General features: G+C 46.1%; 19 protein-coding genes and 1 other RNA gene. 8 read left to right on the plus strand and 12 right to left on the minus strand.

Annotated elements, in window-relative coordinates; translation table 11 throughout:
* Position 1: 1 nt before the first annotated feature.
* From ACYVE4_RS26245 to ACYVE4_RS26255, 3 genes are all read left to right on the plus strand, one after another.
* Positions 2-1,327: a TolC family protein gene (locus ACYVE4_RS26245; protein ID WP_461043260.1), complete on the plus strand. Its 1,326-nt coding sequence runs from the start codon at positions 2-4 to the stop codon at positions 1,325-1,327.
* A 25-nt stretch (positions 1,328-1,352) separates the two neighbouring features.
* A complete protein-coding gene (locus ACYVE4_RS26250; protein ID WP_461043261.1) occupies positions 1,353-2,465 on the plus strand; it encodes an HlyD family secretion protein in 1,113 nt (370 codons plus the stop codon).
* A 65-nt stretch (positions 2,466-2,530) separates the two neighbouring features.
* Positions 2,531-4,087: a DHA2 family efflux MFS transporter permease subunit gene (locus ACYVE4_RS26255; protein ID WP_461043262.1), complete on the plus strand. Its 1,557-nt coding sequence runs from the start codon at positions 2,531-2,533 to the stop codon at positions 4,085-4,087.
* Between the two features lie 224 nt (positions 4,088-4,311).
* On the opposite strand, the gene ACYVE4_RS26260 is transcribed toward ACYVE4_RS26255, so the two are convergent.
* The gene (locus ACYVE4_RS26260; RefSeq protein ID WP_461043263.1) at positions 4,312-5,562 is read right to left on the minus strand and encodes a DUF819 family protein; all 1,251 of its coding nucleotides are present in this window, start codon (positions 5,560-5,562) and stop codon (positions 4,312-4,314) included.
* Positions 5,563-5,745: 183 nt separating this feature from the next.
* Complete coding sequence (ggt, locus tag ACYVE4_RS26265; protein ID WP_461043264.1) at positions 5,746-7,443, minus strand: gamma-glutamyltransferase; 1,698 nt, start codon at positions 7,441-7,443, stop codon at positions 5,746-5,748.
* A gap of 228 nt (positions 7,444-7,671) precedes the next feature.
* Here ggt and ACYVE4_RS26270 point away from each other — a divergent pair, with 228 nt between their 5' ends.
* Positions 7,672-8,037, plus strand: a complete 366-nt coding sequence (locus ACYVE4_RS26270) for a YybH family protein (protein WP_461043265.1) — start codon at positions 7,672-7,674, stop codon at positions 8,035-8,037.
* Positions 8,038-8,129: 92 nt separating this feature from the next.
* On the opposite strand, the gene ACYVE4_RS26275 is transcribed toward ACYVE4_RS26270, so the two are convergent.
* Together ACYVE4_RS26275 and ACYVE4_RS26280 are read right to left on the minus strand one after the other, a co-directional pair.
* A complete protein-coding gene (locus tag ACYVE4_RS26275; RefSeq protein WP_461043266.1) occupies positions 8,130-9,650 on the minus strand; it encodes a malate:quinone oxidoreductase in 1,521 nt (506 codons plus the stop codon).
* A gap of 120 nt (positions 9,651-9,770) precedes the next feature.
* Positions 9,771-11,477, minus strand: coding sequence for a DUF6909 family protein (locus ACYVE4_RS26280; RefSeq protein WP_461043267.1), 1,707 nt, complete (start codon positions 11,475-11,477; stop codon positions 9,771-9,773).
* 82 nt (positions 11,478-11,559) lie between these two features.
* Between ACYVE4_RS26280 and ACYVE4_RS26285 the strand changes: the two genes are divergently transcribed.
* From ACYVE4_RS26285 to ACYVE4_RS26295, 3 genes are all read left to right on the plus strand, one after another.
* On the plus strand, positions 11,560-12,504 hold the full coding sequence (locus ACYVE4_RS26285; protein ID WP_461043268.1) for a DUF2279 domain-containing protein: 945 nt from the start codon (positions 11,560-11,562) through the stop codon (positions 12,502-12,504).
* Positions 12,505-12,587: 83 nt separating this feature from the next.
* Entirely contained in the window at positions 12,588-14,882 is a 2,295-nt protein-coding gene (locus ACYVE4_RS26290) for a transglycosylase domain-containing protein (RefSeq protein ID WP_461043269.1), read from the plus strand.
* Between the two features lie 11 nt (positions 14,883-14,893).
* The gene (locus ACYVE4_RS26295; RefSeq protein ID WP_461043270.1) at positions 14,894-15,262 is read left to right on the plus strand and encodes a hypothetical protein; all 369 of its coding nucleotides are present in this window, start codon (positions 14,894-14,896) and stop codon (positions 15,260-15,262) included.
* A 44-nt stretch (positions 15,263-15,306) separates the two neighbouring features.
* Here the strand turns inward: ACYVE4_RS26295 and trmD are convergent, their stop codons facing one another.
* From trmD to ACYVE4_RS26330, 7 genes are all read right to left on the minus strand, one after another.
* Positions 15,307-15,981, minus strand: a complete 675-nt coding sequence (gene trmD / locus ACYVE4_RS26300; protein WP_461043271.1) for a tRNA (guanosine(37)-N1)-methyltransferase TrmD — start codon at positions 15,979-15,981, stop codon at positions 15,307-15,309.
* Positions 15,971-16,558, minus strand: coding sequence for a ribosome maturation factor RimM (gene rimM, locus ACYVE4_RS26305; protein WP_461043272.1), 588 nt, complete (start codon positions 16,556-16,558; stop codon positions 15,971-15,973). The genes trmD and rimM overlap by 11 nt, the downstream gene beginning before the upstream one ends.
* A gap of 87 nt (positions 16,559-16,645) precedes the next feature.
* Entirely contained in the window at positions 16,646-17,194 is a 549-nt protein-coding gene (locus tag ACYVE4_RS26310) for a 30S ribosomal protein S16 (protein WP_461043273.1), read from the minus strand.
* A 116-nt stretch (positions 17,195-17,310) separates the two neighbouring features.
* Positions 17,311-18,495, minus strand: coding sequence for an endonuclease/exonuclease/phosphatase family protein (locus ACYVE4_RS26315; protein ID WP_461043274.1), 1,185 nt, complete (start codon positions 18,493-18,495; stop codon positions 17,311-17,313).
* A 48-nt stretch (positions 18,496-18,543) separates the two neighbouring features.
* Entirely contained in the window at positions 18,544-19,497 is a 954-nt protein-coding gene (locus ACYVE4_RS26320) for a hypothetical protein (protein ID WP_461043275.1), read from the minus strand.
* A 75-nt stretch (positions 19,498-19,572) separates the two neighbouring features.
* Positions 19,573-20,955, minus strand: a complete 1,383-nt coding sequence (locus tag ACYVE4_RS26325) for a sensor histidine kinase (protein ID WP_461043276.1) — start codon at positions 20,953-20,955, stop codon at positions 19,573-19,575.
* Positions 20,955-21,635, minus strand: a complete 681-nt coding sequence (locus ACYVE4_RS26330; protein ID WP_461043277.1) for a response regulator transcription factor — start codon at positions 21,633-21,635, stop codon at positions 20,955-20,957. Before ACYVE4_RS26330 ends, ACYVE4_RS26325 begins: the two co-directional genes overlap by 1 nt.
* Positions 21,636-21,826: 191 nt before the next feature.
* Here ACYVE4_RS26330 and ACYVE4_RS26335 point away from each other — a divergent pair, with 191 nt between their 5' ends.
* The gene (locus tag ACYVE4_RS26335; RefSeq protein WP_461043278.1) at positions 21,827-22,345 is read left to right on the plus strand and encodes a GTP cyclohydrolase; all 519 of its coding nucleotides are present in this window, start codon (positions 21,827-21,829) and stop codon (positions 22,343-22,345) included.
* 24 nt (positions 22,346-22,369) lie between these two features.
* On the opposite strand, the gene rnpB is transcribed toward ACYVE4_RS26335, so the two are convergent.
* An RNA gene (gene rnpB, locus ACYVE4_RS26340) (RNase P RNA component class A) lies at positions 22,370-22,842 on the minus strand.
* Between the last annotated feature and the right edge of the window lie 114 nt (positions 22,843-22,956).

Raw genomic sequence — 22,956 nt, forward strand, 5'->3', positions numbered from 1 at the left:
GATGAAAACGTACATACTAGGGATTGGATTGGTTGCAGCTGGATTGAGTCAGTCACTGGCTCAGCCAACGCCAATGTCCCTAAACCAGGCCGTTCAACTGGCACTTCAAAATAATAAAGGCATTAAATTGGCCGATTCGCGTACGCAGGCTGCCGAAGCGCGATTTCAGGAGGCTAAAGATCGTAGTTTACCCAGCGCCAATGCGTCGCTGAGTTATTCCCGATATAGCCTGACCGGACCGTTTTCGTTTGGGAAGGGCGATGATGGTAAAGCCTTGTTTGGCATTCCGGCCGGAGCGTTCAGTGCAACAATGGGTGGTGCAACGATCAGCAAAGAAGTTTTTGGTGGATTTGCGGAAAAATCGGCGGAGAAATCGGCTGAACTGCTGGCCAAAGCAAGCCACCTGGACGCGCAACGGAATCGCTCAGAACTCGTGTACACCGTTACGGATGCGTATTACAACATCGTTAAATTAGCCCGTTCGATTGGCGTTATCGAACAGAATATCAAGCAGTTTGACGAAAAAGAACGGGAAGCGCAAAACCTGCAAAAAGAGGGAGTAGTTACGGCAAACGAAGTACTGAAAATTCAACTTCAGAAAAATAACCTGCAACTCAGTCGCTTACAGGTTGAGAAGGCTAGACAAACTGCCCTATACAATTTCAATCTGTTAGTTGGCTTGCCTGAAAATCAGCAAATTGCTATCGATACATTGCTGACAAATCCGGCGACTGTCGCTGAGTCGTTGAGTTCGTTTATCGATAGGGCGATTCAAACGCGCCCTGAAGTACAGGCAAATGCGTTGCGAGTGCAATCGGCTCAGGAGCAGCTCCGTAACACAAAAAGTGCCATGTATCCACATCTGGGCGTATCACTGGGGTATAACTACATTAATCCCACGGCTCGGATTATTCCCGAAGCCAGCTCATTTATAAGTGCCTGGAATGTTGGAGGGGGACTGAGCTACAACATTGGCTCGATCTATAATATGAAAGGTAAGCTTCATACCGCTCAGAATGCTATCGATCAGGCAAATCTTCAGGGGCAGCAACAGTCAGATCAGATTCGCTCAGAAGTCGTTACGGCGTACAATAATTACCAATTAGCATTGGAACAACAGAATGTAATCCGTACGGCTGTTGGGCAAGCTCAGGAAAATTATCGTCTGACGGAATCGCGTTTCCGGAATGGCCTGGTCGGTTCTACCGACTTACTCGAAGCGGATAGCTTTCTCTTACAAGCACAACTCAATGTTATTAATGCCACTGTCGATGCACAGTTGGCTTATCAGCGCCTGTTAAAAGCGACGGGCGCAAATCTCAACTAATCTCATTTCGACTAGACAAGTAATCATGGATAAGAAAACAATTTTTCGGATAGGGGGCGTTATCGTTCTGGCTATTGCCCTCTTTTTTGGATATAGCGAATTTAAGTATCTCCAACGTCACGAAACGACCGACGATGCTCAAATCGATGGGGATGTAAACCCGGTTATTCCGAAAGCGAGCGGGTATGTCAAAGAAATAAAATTCAAAGACAACCAATATGTAAAAGAAGGCGATACACTCTACGTATTGGATGATGCCGATTACCGTATTCGGCTGGATCAGGCTGAAGCTGCTTTACAAAGTGCAATGGCCGCAGCTGGGGTTTCGCGATATCAGGTAAATGTAGCAGCCGCAACAATCCAAAGCTCGCAGGCAAGCGTACAAACAGCTCGCGATCAGGTCGCTACCGCTCAGGCGAATTTGGCGGCTGCTCAGGCACGCGCTCGCAAGGCATCGCAGGATTTTGACCGCTATAGTCGATTGTTGGCCGAGAAAACTGTACCCCAGCAACAATTTGATGCTGTGCAAGCCGAGCGAGATGCCGCACAGGCTCAAGTTCAGGCTGCTCAGGCGCAATTGCAAACGGCTCAGTCGCAGGTAGCCGCTGCCGGTACACAAACAGGCGTAACGAGTTCGCAACGCCGGGCTACAGAAGGGCAAATTTCGGTATCGCAAGCTGCGATTAAACAACGTCAGGCCGATCTGGACATGGCGAAACTGCAATTGTCTTATACAATCATTAAGGCGCCGATTTCAGGGGTTGTATCGAAACGTTCTGTCCAAATTGGTCAGTTGGTGCAGGCCGGACAGGCTGTTTGTTCGGTCGTTGGCAACTCGAATCTGTGGGTAACAGCCAACTTCAAAGAAACGCAATTAAAACAAATGGTGCCTGGTCAAACCGTTGAAATTGATGTCGATGCGTTTGGCGGTGAAAAACTGACGGGTAAAGTTGGCTCATTTGCTGGCGCTACAGGGGCAAAATTCTCCCTGCTTCCTCCGGATAACGCAACGGGCAACTACGTGAAAGTGGTGCAGCGAATTCCCGTACGGATCGATATTGAAAAGAACAGTCCGGTTTATGCGAAGATCCGCCCTGGTATGAGCGTTACGGTAGCCGTGGATTTGCAAGGAAAATAGATTGGTGGTGTCGGACGGGAGTAACCGGTCCTTTATCCGACACTACCATAAAAACTTAACCAGTTATGAATATAGGATTTGATAAATGGGTGGTCGTTCTGACGGTGACGACAGCTGCGTTGCTGCAGACTATCGACTCGTCCATTGTAAACGTGACCCTCAACCAGATGATGGGGAACCTGGGTGCATCGCTGGGGGATATTAGCTGGGTAGTAACGGGTTACGCAGCTGCCAGTGCCGTTATGATTACGATGTCAGGTTGGCTGACCGCCAAATTAGGACGTCGAAACTATTTTGCAGCGTCGATTGTGCTCTTTACCATTGCTTCCATTTTCTGTGGTACATCGACGAATGTTTGGGAACTGGTTTTCTTCCGGGTTGTACAGGGGATAGGCGGAGGAGGCTTATTGACAACGGCTCAATCGATTCTGATTCAGACGTTTCCAAAAGAGCAGTTAGGTATTGCTAACGCGATTTTTGGAATGGGGGTAATTATTGGCCCATCAATTGGGCCAACACTGGGCGGATATATCACTGATAATTTATCGTGGAACTGGGTGTTCTACATTAATATTCCTTTTGGTATTCTGGCCACGGTACTAACTTATGCTTACATCAAGGAACCTGCCGAAAAAGTGGAAGCCGGTAAGATGGACTGGCTTGCGCTCATACTGTTGACAATGGGTATTGGTGGTCTGCAGATCGTACTGGAAAAAGGCCAGGAAGAAGACTGGTTTACATCTGAATTTATTGTAATCATGTCGATTGGCGCGGCAATTGGACTTATTGGATTTATCTGGCGGCAACTGATTGTTAAAATGCCAATACTGGACCTAAGCCTGCTACGCGAACGTCGATTTGCCGTCGGAACTGTTTTTAACTTTATTCTTGGTTTCGGCCTGTTTGCTTCTGTATTTATTATCCCGGTTTTCTGCCAAACGATTCTCGGATTTACGGCCAGCCAAACGGGTTTATTGCTGATGCCAGGTTCCATCATGACGGGTCTTATGATGCCGGTTGTTGGGGGATTAATGAGCAAAAATTACATCTCGCCCGTCTGGTACGCAGCTATTGGTTTCCTGTTATTTTTCGGCTTCTGTTTTGATCTTTCAGCTATTAGCCTGGATGCCGGACCGGATTACTTCTTTTGGCCGCTCATTGTTCGGGGAATTGGGATGGGAATGATTTTTATCCCGCTGACTACGATTACACTGGCCGATCTGAAAAACATTGAAATTCCCCAGGGATCGGCCTTGACAGGCATGATTCGTCAATTGGGCGGTACGTTCGGTACGGCGATTATGACGACCTACATTTCAACTCGAACTGTCTTTCATGCATCTCGTCTGTCGGATAATATTTCAGTTTATAATCCGATATCAGCCGACCGGATACGACAGTTTACCAATCTATTTCTGTCAAAAGGCGATGCGCTGATGACGGCTATGGGCAAAGCGTATGGGCTGATGCAGGGAACTGTCATGAAACAGGCATTGGTTATGACGTATGCTGATACATTCCTGATTATTGGGGCTTTCTTCCTGATTTGTGTCCCGTTCCTGCTGCTCTTTATCGGTAAGAAAATTCAGGCACCCGCGCATACCGAAATGGTAATGGAATAAGAAGGTTTTGAATAGTGTTTTGTTCGTTTGTTGTTTGGACATCGGATGACTACTCGTTATCCGATGTTTTTTTGTTCGCTACTTGCTTAGCAAGTAGCGAACAAAAAATGCCTTGCGCGATCAATTGAGTTCCCAATGCTCGAAAAACCAGATGAGTTAACTAAACTGCTCGATCAGACCATTCAGGAAATTTGGAAGAAAACTCCAAATAATTCGATTATTAGTTAGGCAATTAAACGCATTAGCCAGGCGGTAACTAATCCACCATACGTGCCTAATACATGACTAAGAACCGCCAGCAGAACGCCAACGGGAGCTAGTGCAGGATGAAAAATTGAGGCCACCGCTGGCGCTGTCGATACACCTCCAATATTCGCCTGACTGCCAACGGCTACGAAAAAATAAGGCGCTCGGATGATACGAGCGGTAATAATCATCACCACAATGTGAATGAGCATCCAGATCACGGCGACCAGAAACAATCCCAAATTGCCCCCTAGATTGGAGAGATTAAGTCGCATCCCGATTGTCATAATCAGGAAATAGACGAATAAGGTTGCCAAATCAGTCGTACCTAGTTTTTCTAGTTTACGAAGTCGGGTGAACGATAATCCAATCCCGAGTGATGTTGATAAAATCACAACCCAGAGAAAGTTGGACGTAAACGGATCAAGTCCGTAAACAACCAACGATTCTTTATACGGCTGGAGATTTGTCGAAATAACGTACGCTAACGAATGTGCGAGGGCACCTCCGCCAAAACCTAAAGCTAATATTGTGCTCAAATCCAATAAGTTAGCTGGCCGGTCAGGTTCTACTCTATACGCTAGAATGCGTTGCTTAACCTCTTCAATAGAACTGGTATCGGCTTTTAGCCAGGCGTCAATTTTATCGCGATAAGCTGCACCATAGATCAGACAAGCCGTCCAACTGGTTGATACTACAGCGTCGACCACCAGAATAATAGCGAATAGTTCTTCACTACAGCCGTAAATCTCTTTCAGGGCTAACTGGCTACTACTGCCACCTATCCAGCTCCCCGAAATGGTTACCAATCCTTTCCAATACTCATTGGCAATAGCCTGTTCGCGAAAACCTGGAATCAACCACATAACCGCCTGAAAGGCAATCGGCGCGCCAATAATGATGCCAATAGTACCTGAAAGAAACGTTATGAGCGCTTTCTGACCCAATCGGGCAATCGCCCGCAGATCGGCCGTAGAGGTGAGCAGAACCAGCGCAGCCGGTAGTAAATAATTCGTAGAAACTTTGTACAAACTCGACTGTTCTCCCGAAATAATACCCAGGCTATTCATTCCCGCCGGGAAAATATAGCAGAGTAGAAGGGAGGGAACGTAGGTGTATACTCGCTGCCAGAACGGATGCGCCGACTGAGAAGTCTGGAAAATGAAGGTAAGCAGTACCAGGAAAATACCCAGGATGATTGCGTCGTTCGTAATCAGCGGTTGTTGCATACGAGATGATTTATTGTTTCAAGTTTAAGGTTTCATGTTCACGATTTACAACTTACCCTTTCCTATGGTCTGTGTCCTCGCAGATTACCTAACCAGACGGTTATATTGGGTGATGCATGAGCGGCCTGTGTCCTCACAGGCCGCGGAAGTACAACTTGAAACTTTAAACAATAATCAATAATCTTAAAATCCTGCTGCCTGCCCGTCTTTTCTGGATTCGGTAGCCCCATGATATACTTTATTCTGGGCGTCGTACATAATGGCTTGATAACCACCATAGCCGCCAAGTCCATAACCAATCTTATGGCCTTTGCGCATCAGGTCGCGGATGGTTTCGTATGGATATCCCGATTCTAACGTAATCTGGCCTGCATCTACCATTTTCTCGCCTGTGGGTTCCGATGATCCCAGATGATCGATGCGAGGAGCGTCTCCGGCTTCCTGCGGATTCATGCCATAATCGATCATATTCATCAGAATCTCGGTGTGGCCCAATGGCTGAAAACTGCCACCCATAACGCCGAAACTCATAAAGGGCTGCCCGTTTTTTGTCACAAAAGCCGGGATGATCGTCTGGAATGGTCGTTTATGAGGGGCATATGTATTGTTCTGGCCTTCATAGAGACTATACAGTTCTCCCCGATCCTGAAACTGAAATCCCAAGCCATCGGGTACCATGCCCGAGCCAAAACCCCGATAATTGCTTTGAATCAGTGATACCATGTTTCCTTCTTCATCGGCCACCGTTAGGTAAATCGTATCACCCTGTTTTAAGGCCGGATTGCCCGCATCGACACGGCTGGCTGCCCGATTGGGGTCGATGAGTTTACGACGTTCGGCGGCATACTCCTTACTGATCAACTCTTTCACTGGAATTTTAGCAAAGGCTGGATCGGCATAGTATTTAGCCCGGTCTTCAAAGGCAAGTTTTTTTGCTTCAACGAACAGGTGAATATGCTCAGGACTTCCCCAGGGAATCTTTGAAAAATCATAGCCTTCCAGAATATTCAGCATTTGCAACGTACAAATTCCCTGACTATTCGGTGGCAATTCCCATACATCGTAGCCACGGTAATTCGTAGAGACCGGCTCAACCCATTCGGAGGTATGATCGGCTAAGTCTTTGGCACTGAGGTAGCCACCTACTTTTTTCATGAACGCATCAATTGTCTGAGCAATCTCGCCCTTGTAAAAAGCATCCCGACCACCTTTGGCAATTTTCTCCAGCGTATTGGCCAACGCCGGATTTTTGAAGATTTCGCCCCGTTTTGGAGCAGCTCCATTTGGCGCATAGGTTTCCTTCACATTGGGATATTTACCGAAACGAGCAATCATCGACGCCCAGGAAATCGACGCTTCGTCGTGAACAGGATAGCCTTCGCGAGCGTAGCGGATTGCATGCGACAGAATTTTGGGCATGGGCGTTTTCCCGAATCGTTTGTGAAGTTCAAACCAGCCATCGACGCAGCCAGGCGTAGATACGGGCAACGGTCCATCGGATGGAATGTGCTTGAGACCGCGTTTCTGAAACTCCGCCAGCGTGAGCGAATACGGCGATCGGCCAGAAGCATTCAGACCATAGAGTTTTTTCGTTTTGGCATCCCAAACAATCGCGAATAGATCGCCCCCAATGCCATTTACATGCGGTTCAACAAGTCCCTCCATTGCATTGGCGGCAATGGCGGCATCAATAGCGTTCCCACCTGATCGCAAAACGTCAATGGCGGCTTGTGTCGATAACGGGTGCGATGTGCAGGCCATTCCGTGTTGGGCCATAACAACACTGCGTGTTGTGAACGCTTTGCCCATCAGCCGGTCCTGAGCAAAGGAGAATACACGAATAGAGAATAAAAGAAAGAAGATGAGTACGGTTTTTTTCATGAGGAGGTTGTATGAAGTTCTGAGAGCAATTGAGCTGAAACAGACTAAGCAATGGCACAAGATAAGGAAATGACTGATAGAATTCCAGTTTCGCCAAGTCAAGATTCCAGGCCGAATTGCATTGACGCTCAACGTTCAATAATGTCGATGAAAAGCGTGAAAACTACTCTATTTCGCCAACGAACTAATCTGGACATTTGGCATTCATATTTAATCCTTTACTATCCAATGAACGAACAAATAATAGCCGCTAATCAGACATTTATGAATGTTTTTGCTGGTGGAGCCGAGACGATGGGAGACCTTTATACTGCTGACGCTGAAATATACCCACCCGGCGGAGATACAATTTCCGGCAACACCGCCATTGGTGAATTCTGGAAATGGGCCTTTGGCGCTGGTATAAAGAAAGCGAAACTAGATACCGTAAAGACAGAATCGGTTGGTGATCAGATTGTTGAGATTGGGAAGTTCACTCTCTTTGGCGAAAGCGATGCACAACTGGATACCGGGAAATATCTGGTTGTCTGGAAACAGGATGGAGGGGTCTGGAAACTCCATCGGGATATCTGGAATACCAGTGTGGCCAGCTAACAAAAAGCAGGGCCTCCAACTTTCCAACGTTCTCAATGATTGGAAATTTGGAGGCCCTGCCGGAGAATGGACCTGAGACCTTATTGAATGATTTACAATGTATATTCAAACGTACCTAGTCCGAGAACCTCACTGGTATGTTTACGGAGTTCCTGACCAAGTTGAGGATTATTAGCTAATACCTGACCGTAAGACGGAATCATTTCTTTCAATTTCTGTTGCCAGGCATCTGTTTGCAACTGTTCTGGAAAACAGCGTTTGAGCAGATCAAGCATAATTGATACGGCGGTTGAGGCTCCAGGTGATGCCCCCAATAATGCGGCAATGCTACCATCTGCAGCACTCACGACTTCGGTACCAAATTCCAATACGCCCCCTTCGTCTTCGTCTTTTTTAATAACCTGTACGCGCTGGCCAGCAATTTCCAGTTCCCAATCTTCCATTTTGGCATCAGGATAATATTCTTTCAACGCATTGAGTCGATCATCGGGCGATTGCATAACCTGTTGAATCAGGTAGCGGGTCAGTGGAATATTATGTAGGCCAGCCATTAGCATGGGAGCCATGTTGCTCAACTGAATCGATTTGGGCAAATCCATGTAGGATCCACTTTTGAGAAACTTGGTCGAAAAACCAGCGTATGGTCCAAACAGGAGTTCACGTTTTCCATCGATCATTCGTGTATCGAGGTGAGGCACCGACATTGGCGGAGCACCAACCGATGCTTTTCCGTAAACTTTTGCCTGATGGCGTTCAATCACGTCACGGTTAATGCATTTAAGCCATTGGCCACTAACCGGGAAACCACCAAATCCGCGACTTTCGGGAATATCAGATTTTTCGAGCAGTCGAAGTGAGCCCCCACCAGCCCCGATAAATAGAAAATCAGTCTGTATTTCGCGTTCCTGACGAGTCGTTACATTTTCGACCCGGAGTTTCCAGCCACCTAAACTTTTGGAGCGCCAGAGATCGTGTACATCGTGGGCGAAGTACATACGTACTCCCGGCATATCGGATAATCGACGGAACATGGCTCGGGTCAATGCCCCAAAGTTGACATCTGTACCGATTTCCATTCGGGTAGCGGCAACGGGTTGAACCGGATCACGATCCTCCATAACCAATGGCATCCAGTCTGCTAATTGAGCCGGATTTTCGGAATATTGCATCCCGTGGAAGAGGTAGTTTTGCTGGAGTGAATCGAAGCGTTTACGCAGATAATCAACATTTTCGGCTCCCCACACAAAGCTCATATGCGGAATGGAACGAATGAAATTCGGTGCATCATGCAGAAAATCCTTCTCGATCAGATACGCCCAGAATTGCTTCGATTGCTCAAACGATTCGGCGATTTTGATCGCTTTCGATACGTCGATGGAGCCGTCTTCCTTTTCAGGCGTATAATTCAATTCGCAGAATGCCGAGTGGCCTGTTCCGGCATTGTTCCAGGCGTCCGAGCTTTCGGCGGCAGCGCTGTCCAACCGTTCATAAATATCAATAGTCAGGTCGGGTTGCAGTTCTTTCAGCAACACGCCCAATGTAGCACTCATGATGCCCGCTCCGATTAAAACTACATCGGAACCTTTTTGAGTAGATTTTTTACGTTTCGCCATACGACTAATTGGCAGGTATGTATTCGTTACTAATTGCAAAGTTGGTAAACAGGATGTTCATCGTCTCATTATTCATGTATAAATCCCATTTAATCCTTGAAGGGCAATGAGTTGAAACCGCTAATCTGCCTGAAATATCTTTTCCAGACATTTAACAGTTATCAGATACGTTGGTTTGACGCCTAAAGTGCCAAGGCTTCCCGAAGCAAGGGTTGCGCCAGTCAGTAGTGGATTATCAGAAGCATAATAAGCGTATCGAACTTTGACAGAGGCCGGAATACTACCTCTGATTTTTGACTGAGCCTGTATCGCTTTTTGGTAATGTGCGCCTTCCATTTCGAGACCAATCGCGTTCCAGGACGAATTGCGGAAATAGCTTAGTACATCCTTGTTTTGCAGTGATGTGCCCAATACAGTAATCATTGCCCCTTCATAGACCGGAATACCATTTCCATCAAAGTCAGCTTTACTAAAATCATTTTCGAGTGGATAATTGTCGGCAGTACCTTCAAAAATATGGGCAGTCGGTATCATTAAGTCGCCTTTGCCCCCCGTCAAAATTCCGGCTTTCCCAATGACTGAAATTGAGGCTACATTTAGTGGGGCCGTTCCCTCACTGTGTTCGTAGGGCTTCAATAATTCGTCCATCGTTTCAAACGCTTGTTCGCCGAATGCATAATCCATAACGAGCAGCAATGGCTTTGTTTCCCGAATGTGTTTTGCATTATGCGGAATTTCGGGGGGCAATTGTTTGGCATCTAACTGAGCGGTGTCTATCAGTTGAACTAATAAACTGGTACCACCCAGATCTTCCACCGTATGCATGCCGTGCTCATGGGCGTAAGTATTTACCTGTTTCCGAAGGTCGCGCCCACCTGGCTGACTGAGTTTTAACGCCAGATCGTATAGGTTGTCCCAGGACGTTGTACTCGCCAAAGCCGCCGACGCATAAAGCGAGTTCATCACACTATGCGGGTTGGCGCTGATGATGTGAATCGGGCGATCTTGAAGTTTATGCTCCCAGATATATTGCTTCAAACGGGTGGCCCAACGCTCACCATACAGATGTTGGCCGATTCGTTCGCGGAGCATCGGTGTAAAATTGATCTCACGGCCAAGTTTCGGTTCGCCAATCTCGCGTATCGATACGCTACCCAGGCCGTATACAATTTGGAATAGACCACTATTGGTACCTGCCGTTTCCTCAAATCGTTGATACGCCTGTTGTGTCTCTTCAAATGTCCGACCCAAAATCGAGCTGAGATACATAAGGGCTAGTTCCCGTTCATCGTCGTTTACGGTTCCGCCTGATTGCACAATGGCTTCCAGTTTTTCCCATTCGCGGGTGCGGCTACCCCGTTCCTGAAATGCGTTGCGACGGATTTTGTCGGCTTCCATAAACATGAACGTCAGGTGCGTCAGGATATCGTAAATTTCGCTGCGGCCATTGGTTACTTCAATTACCATCTGTTCACTATCAATTCGATAGCAGTTTCGACGACGTTTTGCGGGTACCAGTACCGGGAAATGGGAATGTTCGAAACCTTCGCGGGAGGCTAACGTAATTACTCGACAAGCTTCAATTCCTTTGGGAAGCCGATCCATTACGTAGACCAATCCATCTAATTCAACCCGTTGAGGATCACCGACGAGGCCATAAATTTCAGGCTGAAGCGTTAGCAGAGCCCGACGAATTTCTTCACCTGATACACCCGAAGGTTTATAAAACCCCCGATTGAACAAATGACGCATGGTAATGTATAATCGCTCGATAGCAACGCGCGACTCCTGAGCGCGAGTAAGGGGGGGAGATGGAACGAGATTCATGAATAGCGGTGAATTTCGCTGCAAGTTACATGATCCTGCATGGACGTCGTTAGTGAAATGATTTTCTGGGTACTTTTGGCGAATGAAAAATCAGATTCGGCGTACGGGTTGGGTTGTATTATGTTGGCTTATGCTTTGGCAAGCGGGGCAGGCACAACCTCTGCCACCAACGCCTGTCGTAGCCGATCATGGGGGGATTAATCAAGGGCGATTTATTGGCGTTTTGGTGGGTACAGCCGCATTTTATACCGTTACCTTATTAATGCTTCGAAAGCAGTGGTATAAGAAAAAAGTACCGTTTCATAGCTTTAACGATAATGCTGAGTGGCTTCAGATGGATAAAGTGGGCCACGCGGCAACGGCCTATTGCATGAGTCGGGGAGGCTATGAGCTGATGCGGTGGAGTGGCGTTAACGAAAAAGCGAGCATCCTAACGGGCGGTTTACTGGCGCTATTGTTTCAAACTACCCTTGAAGTATACGACGGACATGCAGAAGGATGGGGTTTTTCGAAAGGAGACATGGTGGCCAATGTAGCCGGAACGGCTCTCTTTATGGGGCAGCAGTATGGCGCTAGTCAACAGGTTGTTAGCCTTAAATATGGATTTCGTAAAACCATTTTTCCGCCGTACCGACCGAATCTGCTTGGTAAAACAACAGGTCAGCAAATGCTGAAGGATTACAATGGACAACAGTATTGGTTATCAGTGAATCTGGCGTCGGTGTTGCCGGTGGGGCCAAGGTTTCCACGCTGGCTCAACCTGGATCTGGGCTATAGCGGTAGCGGCATGATTGGCGGCCACGAAAACCCTCGTGTGTTGGATGCCAATGGAAATGAGGTGAAGTTTACACGCTATCGACAGTTCTTTATTTCGCCTGATGCCGATTTGTCTCGTGTAGGAACGTTTTCACCTTCTCTTCAGCGATTTATCGGTACCGTCCAGTTTTTCAAAATTCCGGCTCCATCGCTGGAGTTTAACCGAATAAAGGGCGTTCAATTTCACCCGCTTATTTTACCGAAAGAGTAGTAAATCTAATTAGCTAGAATTCAGGTGAACCTTATCCTACTTATAATTCTTCTATCTTTGCGCTTCGCGAATAGTGTTTACGTATGACGTATCGTCAACAGAAAGCCCTCCGGATTGCTGGTTGGGTATCATTAAGTATTTTTTTGCTAGCCTGTGTGGGGGGGATTGTTGCCTACTTCAAACGGGAAAGCCTTCTGCAATCCACACTTGAACGGGCCATTCGGAAAGCCAAACGGGAGTACAAGCTGGATGTTCGTATTGGCTCCGCCACCTTTACGGGCCTTAGTTCGGTCGCTTTTCGGGATGTTTCAGTCGTTCCTGAAGACCGGGATAGTTTAGCCCGCATTCAGCAGGTTGAAGTAGCGGTTCGATTTTGGCCATTGCTGGCTGGTAAAGTTGGCCTTTCGGGCATGACACTCGAAAATGGGCTAATCCAAATCGTAAAGCGTGATTCGTTGACGAATGTTGACTTCCTGCTTAGAAAAAAACGCGACTCTACAACTGTAAACGAACCCCCTCGCGAAGCCCGTCGTACTGATTTATCGGAAGTTGCCGAGAATTTAATTGATAACATTCTCTCCAAAATTCCTGATGATCTGAATGTTAGCAATCTGGAATTTCGGGCGATGGATGATAACGATACGCTCAGTTTGCTCACGCAGACCGCCGTTATTGACGACGAAAACGTTACATCGACGATCAAGTTGAACGGAAATCAGGCTACCTGGCACTTGGCCGGTACCGCTGACCCTGGCGATCGTGAATATAACCTGGCTTTGTATGCTGATGGCAAACCGATTGAACTGCCCTATATCCAGAAAAAGTACAAACTTAAAGTTCAGGTTGATACCCTTCGCGCTGAGTTGCGGGAAGTAGATCGTTCGGGTGGCGAATTTCGAATGGAAGGATATGGCTCGGTTCGAAATCTTCGGGTTAATCACCCGGCTATTGCCCGAACGGATGTGCTGGTCCCATCAGCCGCGATGGATGCGCGCGTTTTTGTTGGAGAAAATTATGTCGGAGTTGATAGCTCATCGACGCTTCATTTAGGGCAAGTTAGTGCGCGGCCATTTCTAAAATATACACTCTCTGACGCAACGGTTCAGCCAACCATCAAGCAAGCACGCAACACATCGTCGGATGAAGAAGAAACTCCTCAGCCTGGTAAAATCTATGAGGTTCAGCTGCATACGGGTCCGATGAATGCTCAGGCATTGTTTAATTCGTTTCCACAAGGATTATTTGAGTCGTTGGAAGGAATGCAGGTTGAAGGCAAATTGAAATACGATGTAACCTTTCAACTCGATACCTCCCTGCCCGACTCAGTCAAGTTTAATTCGGGTCTCACTTCCGAAGGGTTTCGCATAATTAAAATGGGCCAGACCGACTTTGGTCTGATAAATCGCCCATTCATTTACACACCTTACGAGAAAGACAAGCCAGTTCGAGATATTATAGTTGGTCCTGATAATCCGGATTATACGCCGTTGAATCAGATTTCTCCCGACATGCGCAACGCATTATTGACCTCGGAAGATTACAATTTCTTTACCCATAAAGGATTCAACGAAAAAGCGTTCCGCGTATCGATAGCCACTAATTTCAAGGAGAAGTCATTCAAGCGTGGAGCGAGTACGATTTCGATGCAGTTAGTAAAAAATGCGTTCCTGAATCGAAATAAGACGATCTCCCGAAAAGTTGAGGAGATCCTGATTGTCTGGTTAATTGAGAATCAGCACATTGTCCCCAAAGAACGTATGTATGAGGTTTACCTGAACATCATCGAGTGGGGGCGAAATATTTATGGTATTGGTGAAGCGGCTCGGTACTATTTCGGAAAACGACCCTCTGATCTGGATCTTGGAGAGAGTATATTCTTAGCATTTGTTGTACCGCGACCCAAACGCGCTCTCGACTGGTTTTTACCTGACGGAACGCTACAGGCACGCAATGTCCGGGGCTATTTTAGGCTCATTGGCAAGATCATGGCTCGGCGTGGTTTGACCGCACCTGATTCAGGTGCGTATGGATTCTACAGCGTTCGGTTGCGCGAGGGCCTTCGGAAACAAGTGGCACCGGTGGATTCGATGTTCCAGTTTGAAAATTTGTTCCCTGATCCGAATAGTCCTGATATTGATGAGGAAGAGGAAAGTGGAACAGGTATCGGCAATTTTTTCCGTCGATTATTTAAAGGCAAGAAAAGCGACGAGAAAAAGGAGGAAGAACCCACTGCCCAACCTGAACGAACCGAAGCGTCAACGAACGAAATTGCACCCGCTGATACCGTTAAGACCCGTAAACAACTTCGCCAGGAACGACGAGAGCGTAAGCGGAGAGAAAAAGAGTTGGAACAATTAAAGCAAAACGGAAACCAGTAAGGTGTACCCAAATGAAAGCGTTAGTAAGACTTCTCCTCTTGGTAATCGTAATAGGCGGTATCGTTCTCTACTTTGTTTCACAGCGAAATCACACTTCCTTTTCCCCATCGACAATTGACTTGAGCGTTGATTGCTCAGATGTTGAGAACGTGCTGGTTACCTCAACTGTGGATGTGGTGGTTGAGAATTTTTCCTCCCGCTCGCACAAGGATATTTCCGTAAAACTTATTGCCTATAATAAAGACGGGGAGGTGATAAAAGAGAAATTTACGACCTTCTCTCGTACGTTAGCTCCTAAAGGCCGATTCGATAAACCCGTTACGCTCCCCGCCGACACAAAACGCTGCGACTGCAAAGTAGTCAGCTCTCATCCGGAGTAAGTAACGTGGATTTTTTTCGTTTTAACACAGTAAGGCTTCGTGATTTACTCCAGCAAATCTGGTCTTCTGGCTTTTGTACGAGCGAAGGCCTGTTCGTAGCGCCATTCATCAATCTTGGCTTCGTGACCTGATAGTAAAATATCCGGTACTCGATGGCCTTCAAATTCCGCGGGGCGCGTGTATACGGGGGGGGCTAACAGATTATCCTGAAACGAGTCGGTGAGGGCCGAGGTTTCGTCGTTTAATACGCCAGGTAGCAGACGAATGATCGCGTCAGAAAGTACACAGGCTGCCAGTTCACCACCAGATAATACATAGTCTCCGATACTGATTTCTTTGGTAATGAATAACTCCCGAACGCGTTCATCGACACCCTTGTAGTGCCCACAGAGGATAATTAGATTTTGCTGCAGGGAGAGCTTGTTTGCCGTTTTCTGCGTAAGCCGTTCGCCATCGGGTGTCATGTAAATAACCTCGTCGTAAGCTCGTTCTGCCTGCAAAGACCGAATGCAACGGGCAATCGGCTCAATCTGCATCACCATTCCGGCGGCTCCTCCGAAGGCATAATCATCAATGCGCCGATGCTTATCGAGCGTATAGTCGCGCAGGTCATGAACGACTACTTCCACATAACCTCCCTGCTGCGCTCGTTGAAGAATAGAGTGAGCAAAGAAGCTATCCAGAAGTTTTGGTAGGCAGGTAATAATATCAATCCTCATCGGTATCGTCGTGGTCGCCGTTGATTTCGGGCTTTTCATTCTTATCGTCTTCCATGTAGATTTCCAACAATCCATCTGGAAGCACGACATTGAGTTTATGATTTGTTCGATCGACCGTACGGACAATATCGCTATTGATGGGAATCAAAACCTCTTTACCCTGATAATCCATGGCAATCAGGTCTTGTGCATTCATTGCGTATACGCCTTGAACAATGCCTAATTCACCAGCATTGGCGTCGACAACCTGATACCCTACAATTTCATGAAAGTAAAATCGGGTTTCGTCAGTAATGGGCTCCAGTTCATCCAAGGGCAGAAAGGCACCGCAACCGATCAGTCGCTCAGCTTGCTCGATGGTGTCGATATCTTCGAAAGCGATAATAGCGCGGCTACCTCTTACAATAGCAATAGACTCAATAAAATACGGAATCAACTCGCCTTTAACCTCCAATAAAACCGATTCCAGACCGGCGTATTCGTCAGCATTATCGACATCTAAAAAAAGAACGAGTTCACCTTGCACACCGTGCGTCTTTGTCAGGTGACCCAGTTGATAGCAATCGTCTTTTGTCATATCGTAAGTTGTAAATAAAATGAGCCCGTTCAATGACGAACAGGCTCTTTACAAATCAATTTTCCAGATCGCCGGTAGTTTGCTGAACTATTCAGCCGCTGGAGTTTCTTCCGTAGCAGGTGTTTCTTCGGCTGGGGCTTCTTCAGCCGCAGGAGCTTCAGCAACAGGGGGCTCTTCTACTTTGTTTTTCTTCGCAATTGCTTCAGCGCGAGCTTCATTTACTTTCTTCTCAGCTTCCAGACGAGCAGCACGAGCTTGCTCTTTCGTCTGAGTTTTGGTGTCAGCAGCGCCCGCTTTGCGGTTCTGCTTATCTTCTGACCAGGTAGAGAATTTCTCATCAGCTTGTTCCTGCGTAATAGCGCCTTTGTTAACGCCTACCTGCAGGTGCTTCCGATACATGACACCTTCGTGCGACAATACCGAACGAGCCGTGTCGGTTGGCTGAGCGCCTACCATGAGCCAGTAAACAGCTCGGTCCGACTTTAATACGACCGTCGATGGGTCGGTGTTGGGATTGTATGTACCAATTTTTTCGATAAATCGGCCATCGCGAGGAGAGGTTGACTCTGCTATTACGATGTCATACATCGCCATTTTTTTGCGTCCACGACGCGCTAAACGAATTTTAACAGCCATTTGTGCTTGTATGGTTTTGATGGGAGACGCATCTCCCTTGTAAAACGTGGCCGCAAAGGTACGAAAAAAATGGACAATTGATTCGTGGGATACGATTTATAATTACATAAATAACCTTAATTGATCACTTTCGACGATGCTAATGAATTTGTCTTTGCCAGCATTTGAGTGGAGGCTAGTAACGATTTTTTCAAAACGTATTGAGCCATAACTGGAAAATGATCTGAAAAAGAGACGCCTGATAAGGTTTGATAGGTTTTAATATGCCAATCGGAGCTAACAAACTGCTGATCGATCCGCACACAGTAGGGGTGGCGATTTAGTGTAAATCCAAGCCCCTTACCCGCTTCTTCGAATGCATTTTTGAAATTCTGACTTAGTTTCCCGTACGAATATCCCATTGGCGTTTCGTTAAAATCGCCACAAATAATAACTGGATATCGACTCCCGGCTGTATAAGACTCGATTTCCTGAAGTTGAGCGTTCCGATGCTCAAAGCCTTCTTTCAATCGAGAAATAGTATCGAAAAGCTCAGTTGAGAATTTCCAAATATGGCCTTGTTTTAAAGCGTTAATGGCTTGGTCCGTTCGAACGCCCATCGACCATAAATGGATGTTTACGACCCGAATTGTATCGGTTCCATAAGCTATGTCGGCGCAAACAAATCCGTTAATTTCGGGCCCCTGGGCTCTGTTCCAGATTCGACCGTATTGGGCTACGATTGGGTACTTAGAAAACAAAGCCAACCCAATTTCACGGTCTTTATCAAAGCAAGTCAGTTTTTCTATTTTGGCCGCGTATTGACTTTCAATATGTGAATTCGGAGAATATTCCTGAAAACAGGCAATGTCGGCGTTGAGTGTCGAGATATCAAAGCCATAAGCGGTTGTTGGGAATGTTTCGCTGTTGAAACTTAATACGTTGAGTGTCTGTGTTTGACTCAAATCGGGATCGTTAGGCTGAATACCCACTAACCTTTTGACGACCACAAATGAGAATAAAACCCAAACTAGCCCAGCCATAGCAACCGCTTTTTGATCTCTGTAAAAGAGGTAAATACAGGCGATGAAGCCGCAAAGGATTGCCAGTGGTAGGCTCATCATGATGAACCCGGTTAGCCAATGATCTACGACAGGATAATAGCAAAAAGCCATCGTAAAAAACAGATAGCCAAGTACTGTGTAGGCAAGAGGAAACCGACGGTATTTTTGGAGTAAAACTTGCCCAGTGGTGATGAGAGTTTTCCTAATTGGTTGTAGAAAGGCAATTACATACCTGATATAGTGCAGAATAGTTCTCATAGGTGAATGTTGAGGAAATACTAACTCGTAAAGTAATTGACAATCGAATTATTTTACTTCGAAATGACCATCGCCTATCCGGAATCCTTCCGAGTATAATTCCACTATGTATGTGCCTGGTTTGTAGGGTGTTTCCCGGCGAAAATTGATGTCAACCCGCTGATCGTTGTTTTCAAACAGAACCGTTTGGCGTAAGCTGTAGCCAAGTTCATGCCCTTCAAATAGCAAAATTCCGCCAAGCGCACTTTCGTTTACTACGGCTCCATTACTGTCGAGAAGGCGTACGAAAATTTCTTTGTTATTCTTGACCGCAACCGGATTTGAGGGGAGAATAAAGGTTATTTTTAACCGATCAATGCGCGACGATTTGTAGGTTCCACCACGACGCTCGCGTCCGTTTGACGCTACTGCATTCACGTCAACATTGACTGCTTTTAAAGCTGATGCCAATGTCACTTTATTTTTCAAATCGGCATTTTGGATGGAGTAATCGACAACCGTTTGGGCTAAGGCTTCTTTTTCTTGTTTGAGCCCTTCATTCTCATTCAGAATGGTTTGTTTTTCCTTCTCAAGCGCCTGCGTTTTGGTCATCAGGGAGCCGTTTTCGTTTTTCAACTGCCGAATATCGGCCTCATTCTGTGTCAGGAAATTTTTGTAATCTTTGATTTTTAGCGTGTATTGCTGAAGAGAAAAGGTAAGGTCAGATTTGAGACGTTTCTTGTCGACTTCCAATTGTCGTTTAATTCGTTCTAATTCGGTAACACTTCCGCCTAGTTGACGAACTTCAACAATTTTGTCATCCAGTACTTTTGAAATAGAATCAAGCTTAAACTGCGTAGCCGCAAATTGCTCTACTTTCGTGGTGAGTAGTTTCTGAACTTCAAGCGTTTCGTTTCGTGAGCCAACAAATAAATAGGCCAGCAGAGCCAGAATACCGACCAAGGCTCCAATGGTCATATTCAGTGCGCCCTGCTTATTCGTTGTTGTTGCTTCAGCCTCCATATCCTGACTCTATTGTTACTTTGCAAAGCAACAAAACCGACCTTAATCAGGACTTAATCTCACTTTAAATTTACCTTAAAATTGGGCGATACTGATTAGAGAAAGAGTAAATGTGGTTCCTTGCGAGGTCGATTTCGCTGTAATAGTACCCTGATGAATCTGCGTAACCTGCGAAACAACGGCTAGTCCAACGCCATGACCTTTACTTGACTGCGCCGTTGCATTACTCCGAAAAAACGGCTGAAAAATATGCGGTAAATCGGACGGTGGAATTTGAGCCCCTTCGTTAAAAACGCTTATCGTAATTGTTCTCTGATGTGATTGAAAGGTAACTATAGCAGTATTGCTCGGTGAAAACTTGCAGGCATTATCCATCAGATTCATGAGCAATATGTTGAGTGAAGCTCTGTTTCCATTGACAATCAGCGCATCTTCATCCTCCGGAAAGTCCGGGAATGCTAACTGAATTTGATAATCCTCATGCCATTCCTGCAACTGGGTTTTCGATTCCCAAAGCAGTTCATCCATCCGAACCGGCTCGAAGGGCATATTCGTTGCGTGAATCGACGTATTGGCGAGTTCTAATAACGTATTTGTCAGTTGGGTCAGTGAACGGGTATCTTCCTGAAGAGATTGTAAGGTTCGTACGTAAACGTCTGGGTTTCGTTTCTGAATCAGAGCAACATCGATCTGAGAATTAATCTTGGTGAGGGGGTTTTTTAACTCATGCGAAATGTTCGCAATAAACATTTTCTGGGTATTCAGCGCCTGTTCGATCCGGTCGAGCAACTGATTAAAAGTAGCAACCAGTAAACCAATCTCGTCGGAATGATTCGGGTGCTCAACCCGTCTTTTTACATTAGCCGGGAAAATCGTGTTGACCTGCTGAATAATACCGGACATTGGCGCAAGTGCACGATCGGCAAACAGCCAGCCCGAAATACCAACTAACAAAATGGCAGCTAGAATCATGACGATAAGAATTTTCTTCAGGTCGTCGAGGGCGTCCTGACTTACCTGATCAATTCCGCTGACAATCACCCAATTGCTGCCGTTTTTTCGGGTCAGATGAATGGCTACGATCTGATAGGCTTCCTTTTTCAGGAATAAGGTTTGGTAGGTCGAGTCGAGTCGCGGTATGAGTTGCTCGTGAAATTGAGTATTGGCCGGATTCGCCGAAAACAGGAACGATTTAGTTTTTTCATTGTAAACGGAAATGTTCTCGTTCAGCAATGGCTCTTTATCAGCCGCGTCGATGAGCCGTAATACGTTCGTGTCAGTTTGTTGTAAATCAAAAAGGAGCGTTGTCGTCGTAATTGCCCGATCCTGAAGGCGTTTGAAGAATCGTTTTTCGAGATAAAGCCTACTGAAAAAGTAAACGCCGAACGAAAAGAAAAGTAATATTAGGGTTACGAGAATACTGAATTGATACGTAAGACGGGTGCGAATATTGATCATTACGACGGTAGCTTTACAACGTAACCCATTCCAATCTGCGTATGGAGTAATTTAGGGTCAAAATCTTTATCGATCTTCTTCCGTAGAAAATTGATGTATACCTCAATCACATTGGTGCCGGTATCAAACGTTAGGTCCCATAGTTTTTCTGCCAGCTCAACTTTAGAAATGACACGCCCCTGATGGCGTAAAAAATATTCAAGCAATTGAAATTCTTTAGCAGTGAGCGTAATTTCCTTGCCAGCCCGAACTACCTGTTTCGTATCCAGATTCAACTCCAGGTCAGCAATTTTCAGCAGATTAGCAGATTGTATTATTCCGGTATTTCGGCGAGTTAAGGCTCTAACCCGCGCCATTAATTCTCGAAATTCAAACGGTTTTACTAAATAATCATCGGCACCTGCATCGAGTCCAGTGATTTTGTCATCGGTAGTGCTAAGTGCCGTTAACATTAAAATTGGCGTAGAAATATTGGATTCCCGTAGTTTTCGGCAGAGTTCCAGCCCATTCATACCCGGTAAAATAATATCGGAAATGATTAGTGCGTAAGGAAATCGAGTCGCTAATTGAAAGCCCATTGCCCCATCATAGGCTATATCCACTTCCCATTGATGTTCCTCAAGGCCCTGTTTAATGCTTTGAATGGTTTTGACTTCATCTTCAATAATCAGAATTCTCATCGTACAACTTTTTCCTACTCGAATTTATGGAAATAACGCAATGGACGCACTTTTCGATCGTCTTTTGGCCTGTCTCTGGATAGGAATACTATCGGGCGGTATGTGAAATGGCTTGTAATTCAATAACCTTGCAACTATTATCTTCACTTGTTCGTAATCAGTTTTAGGTATACTGTTGATTGAAAAAACTCATGATTGTCAAACTTGCTGAAGGTGACCTGAAAACAAAATTTGGAGAATTCCATGAAATTCTCTTCTACGATGGACAAAAAGAATCGATTGCTCTTGTGATGGGAGATGTCTCCGACGAAGAAAATGTGTTGTGCCGGGTGCATTCATCCTGCCTGTTTGGTCATGTATTTAATAGCATTGAGTGTGATTGTCGGGAACAGATGGAAATATCTCAACAACTGATACAAAAGGCAGGGAAAGGCATTGTTATCTGGTTGGATCAGGAAGGAAAAGGGAATGGCCACTTTGCGCTCTTGAAAAGTGTTGAATATAAGCGAGTTGGCCTGGCGCAGGCTGATGCGTATGAAGCCGTCGGCTTTCAGCGAGATGCCCGAAACTATGCAAGTGCTGCCGAAATTTTAAAGGAGTTAGGCGTAAAGTCGATTTGTATGCTAACGGATAATCCCCGAAAAGTTGAAACGCTTACCAAACATGGTATTCGGGTGGCTACCACAAAAGCCGTTTCGCTTAGCGCCTAACAAGAACTACTTCTTAAAATTCCCATTCAACCCAGACCTATAAGCCGGGTTCTGTCCTTCCGCAGTTGCGAAATGGCTTATCATTTATCTGGGATGCCGGTCACCCGACACCTCGTTCGACCTACCCGCATCGGCTGGGTCCGAAACCACTGGCGACGAGCAGCCGCACATCCGATGCTTATTTGGTCTTTCAGCCCCTAAGGGTTACCGTGCCCCGTTGGTCACCCATTGGGCGGTAGGCTCTTACCCCACCGGTTCGCCCTTACCAAGATTAATGAGTGAATGAGTGAATGAGCGAATAGCTGGCGCAGGCTTTCTGCCGGATGGTATTCACTCATTCACTCATTCGCCATTAAGATATGGCGGTATATTTTCTGTTGCCCTGTCTGTCGAACTACCGTTCCCAGTTGTCCGCCTTCCCGTTAGGAAGTAGGGTGCTCTATGCTGCCCGGACTTTCCTCATCTGATTGCTCAGACGCGATAAGCCAGCCTGGGTTGTTTGGGAAATACAAAGGTACGACTGTCAGCGCGGTTTCTCAAGTTGAGGTTTCTGATCTATTTCTTAGTATTTGATTATGAGAATATTGCGTAATAAAAAAACTCCCGGATTG

It is taken from the genome of Spirosoma harenae, from assembly GCF_054776975.1.

Bases quoted from the DNA above. Each gene is read 5' to 3' on its own strand.
- ACYVE4_RS26245 (WP_461043260.1), top strand. From the start codon at position 2: ATGAAAACGTACATACTAGGGATTGGATTGGTTGCAGCTGGATTGAGT.
- ACYVE4_RS26250 (WP_461043261.1), top strand. From the start codon at position 1,353: ATGGATAAGAAAACAATTTTTCGGATAGGGGGCGTTATCGTTCTGGCT.
- ACYVE4_RS26255 (WP_461043262.1), top strand. From the start codon at position 2,531: ATGAATATAGGATTTGATAAATGGGTGGTCGTTCTGACGGTGACGACA.
- ACYVE4_RS26260 (WP_461043263.1), bottom strand. From the start codon at position 5,562: ATGCAACAACCGCTGATTACGAACGACGCAATCATCCTGGGTATTTTC.
- ggt (WP_461043264.1), bottom strand. From the start codon at position 7,443: ATGAAAAAAACCGTACTCATCTTCTTTCTTTTATTCTCTATTCGTGTA.
- ACYVE4_RS26270 (WP_461043265.1), top strand. From the start codon at position 7,672: ATGAACGAACAAATAATAGCCGCTAATCAGACATTTATGAATGTTTTT.
- ACYVE4_RS26275 (WP_461043266.1), bottom strand. From the start codon at position 9,650: ATGGCGAAACGTAAAAAATCTACTCAAAAAGGTTCCGATGTAGTTTTA.
- ACYVE4_RS26280 (WP_461043267.1), bottom strand. From the start codon at position 11,477: ATGAATCTCGTTCCATCTCCCCCCCTTACTCGCGCTCAGGAGTCGCGC.
- ACYVE4_RS26285 (WP_461043268.1), top strand. From the start codon at position 11,560: ATGAAAAATCAGATTCGGCGTACGGGTTGGGTTGTATTATGTTGGCTT.
- ACYVE4_RS26290 (WP_461043269.1), top strand. From the start codon at position 12,588: ATGACGTATCGTCAACAGAAAGCCCTCCGGATTGCTGGTTGGGTATCA.
- ACYVE4_RS26295 (WP_461043270.1), top strand. From the start codon at position 14,894: ATGAAAGCGTTAGTAAGACTTCTCCTCTTGGTAATCGTAATAGGCGGT.
- trmD (WP_461043271.1), bottom strand. From the start codon at position 15,981: ATGAGGATTGATATTATTACCTGCCTACCAAAACTTCTGGATAGCTTC.
- rimM (WP_461043272.1), bottom strand. From the start codon at position 16,558: ATGACAAAAGACGATTGCTATCAACTGGGTCACCTGACAAAGACGCAC.
- ACYVE4_RS26310 (WP_461043273.1), bottom strand. From the start codon at position 17,194: ATGGCTGTTAAAATTCGTTTAGCGCGTCGTGGACGCAAAAAAATGGCG.
- ACYVE4_RS26315 (WP_461043274.1), bottom strand. From the start codon at position 18,495: ATGAGAACTATTCTGCACTATATCAGGTATGTAATTGCCTTTCTACAA.
- ACYVE4_RS26320 (WP_461043275.1), bottom strand. From the start codon at position 19,497: ATGGAGGCTGAAGCAACAACAACGAATAAGCAGGGCGCACTGAATATG.
- ACYVE4_RS26325 (WP_461043276.1), bottom strand. From the start codon at position 20,955: ATGATCAATATTCGCACCCGTCTTACGTATCAATTCAGTATTCTCGTA.
- ACYVE4_RS26330 (WP_461043277.1), bottom strand. From the start codon at position 21,635: ATGAGAATTCTGATTATTGAAGATGAAGTCAAAACCATTCAAAGCATT.
- ACYVE4_RS26335 (WP_461043278.1), top strand. From the start codon at position 21,827: ATGATTGTCAAACTTGCTGAAGGTGACCTGAAAACAAAATTTGGAGAA.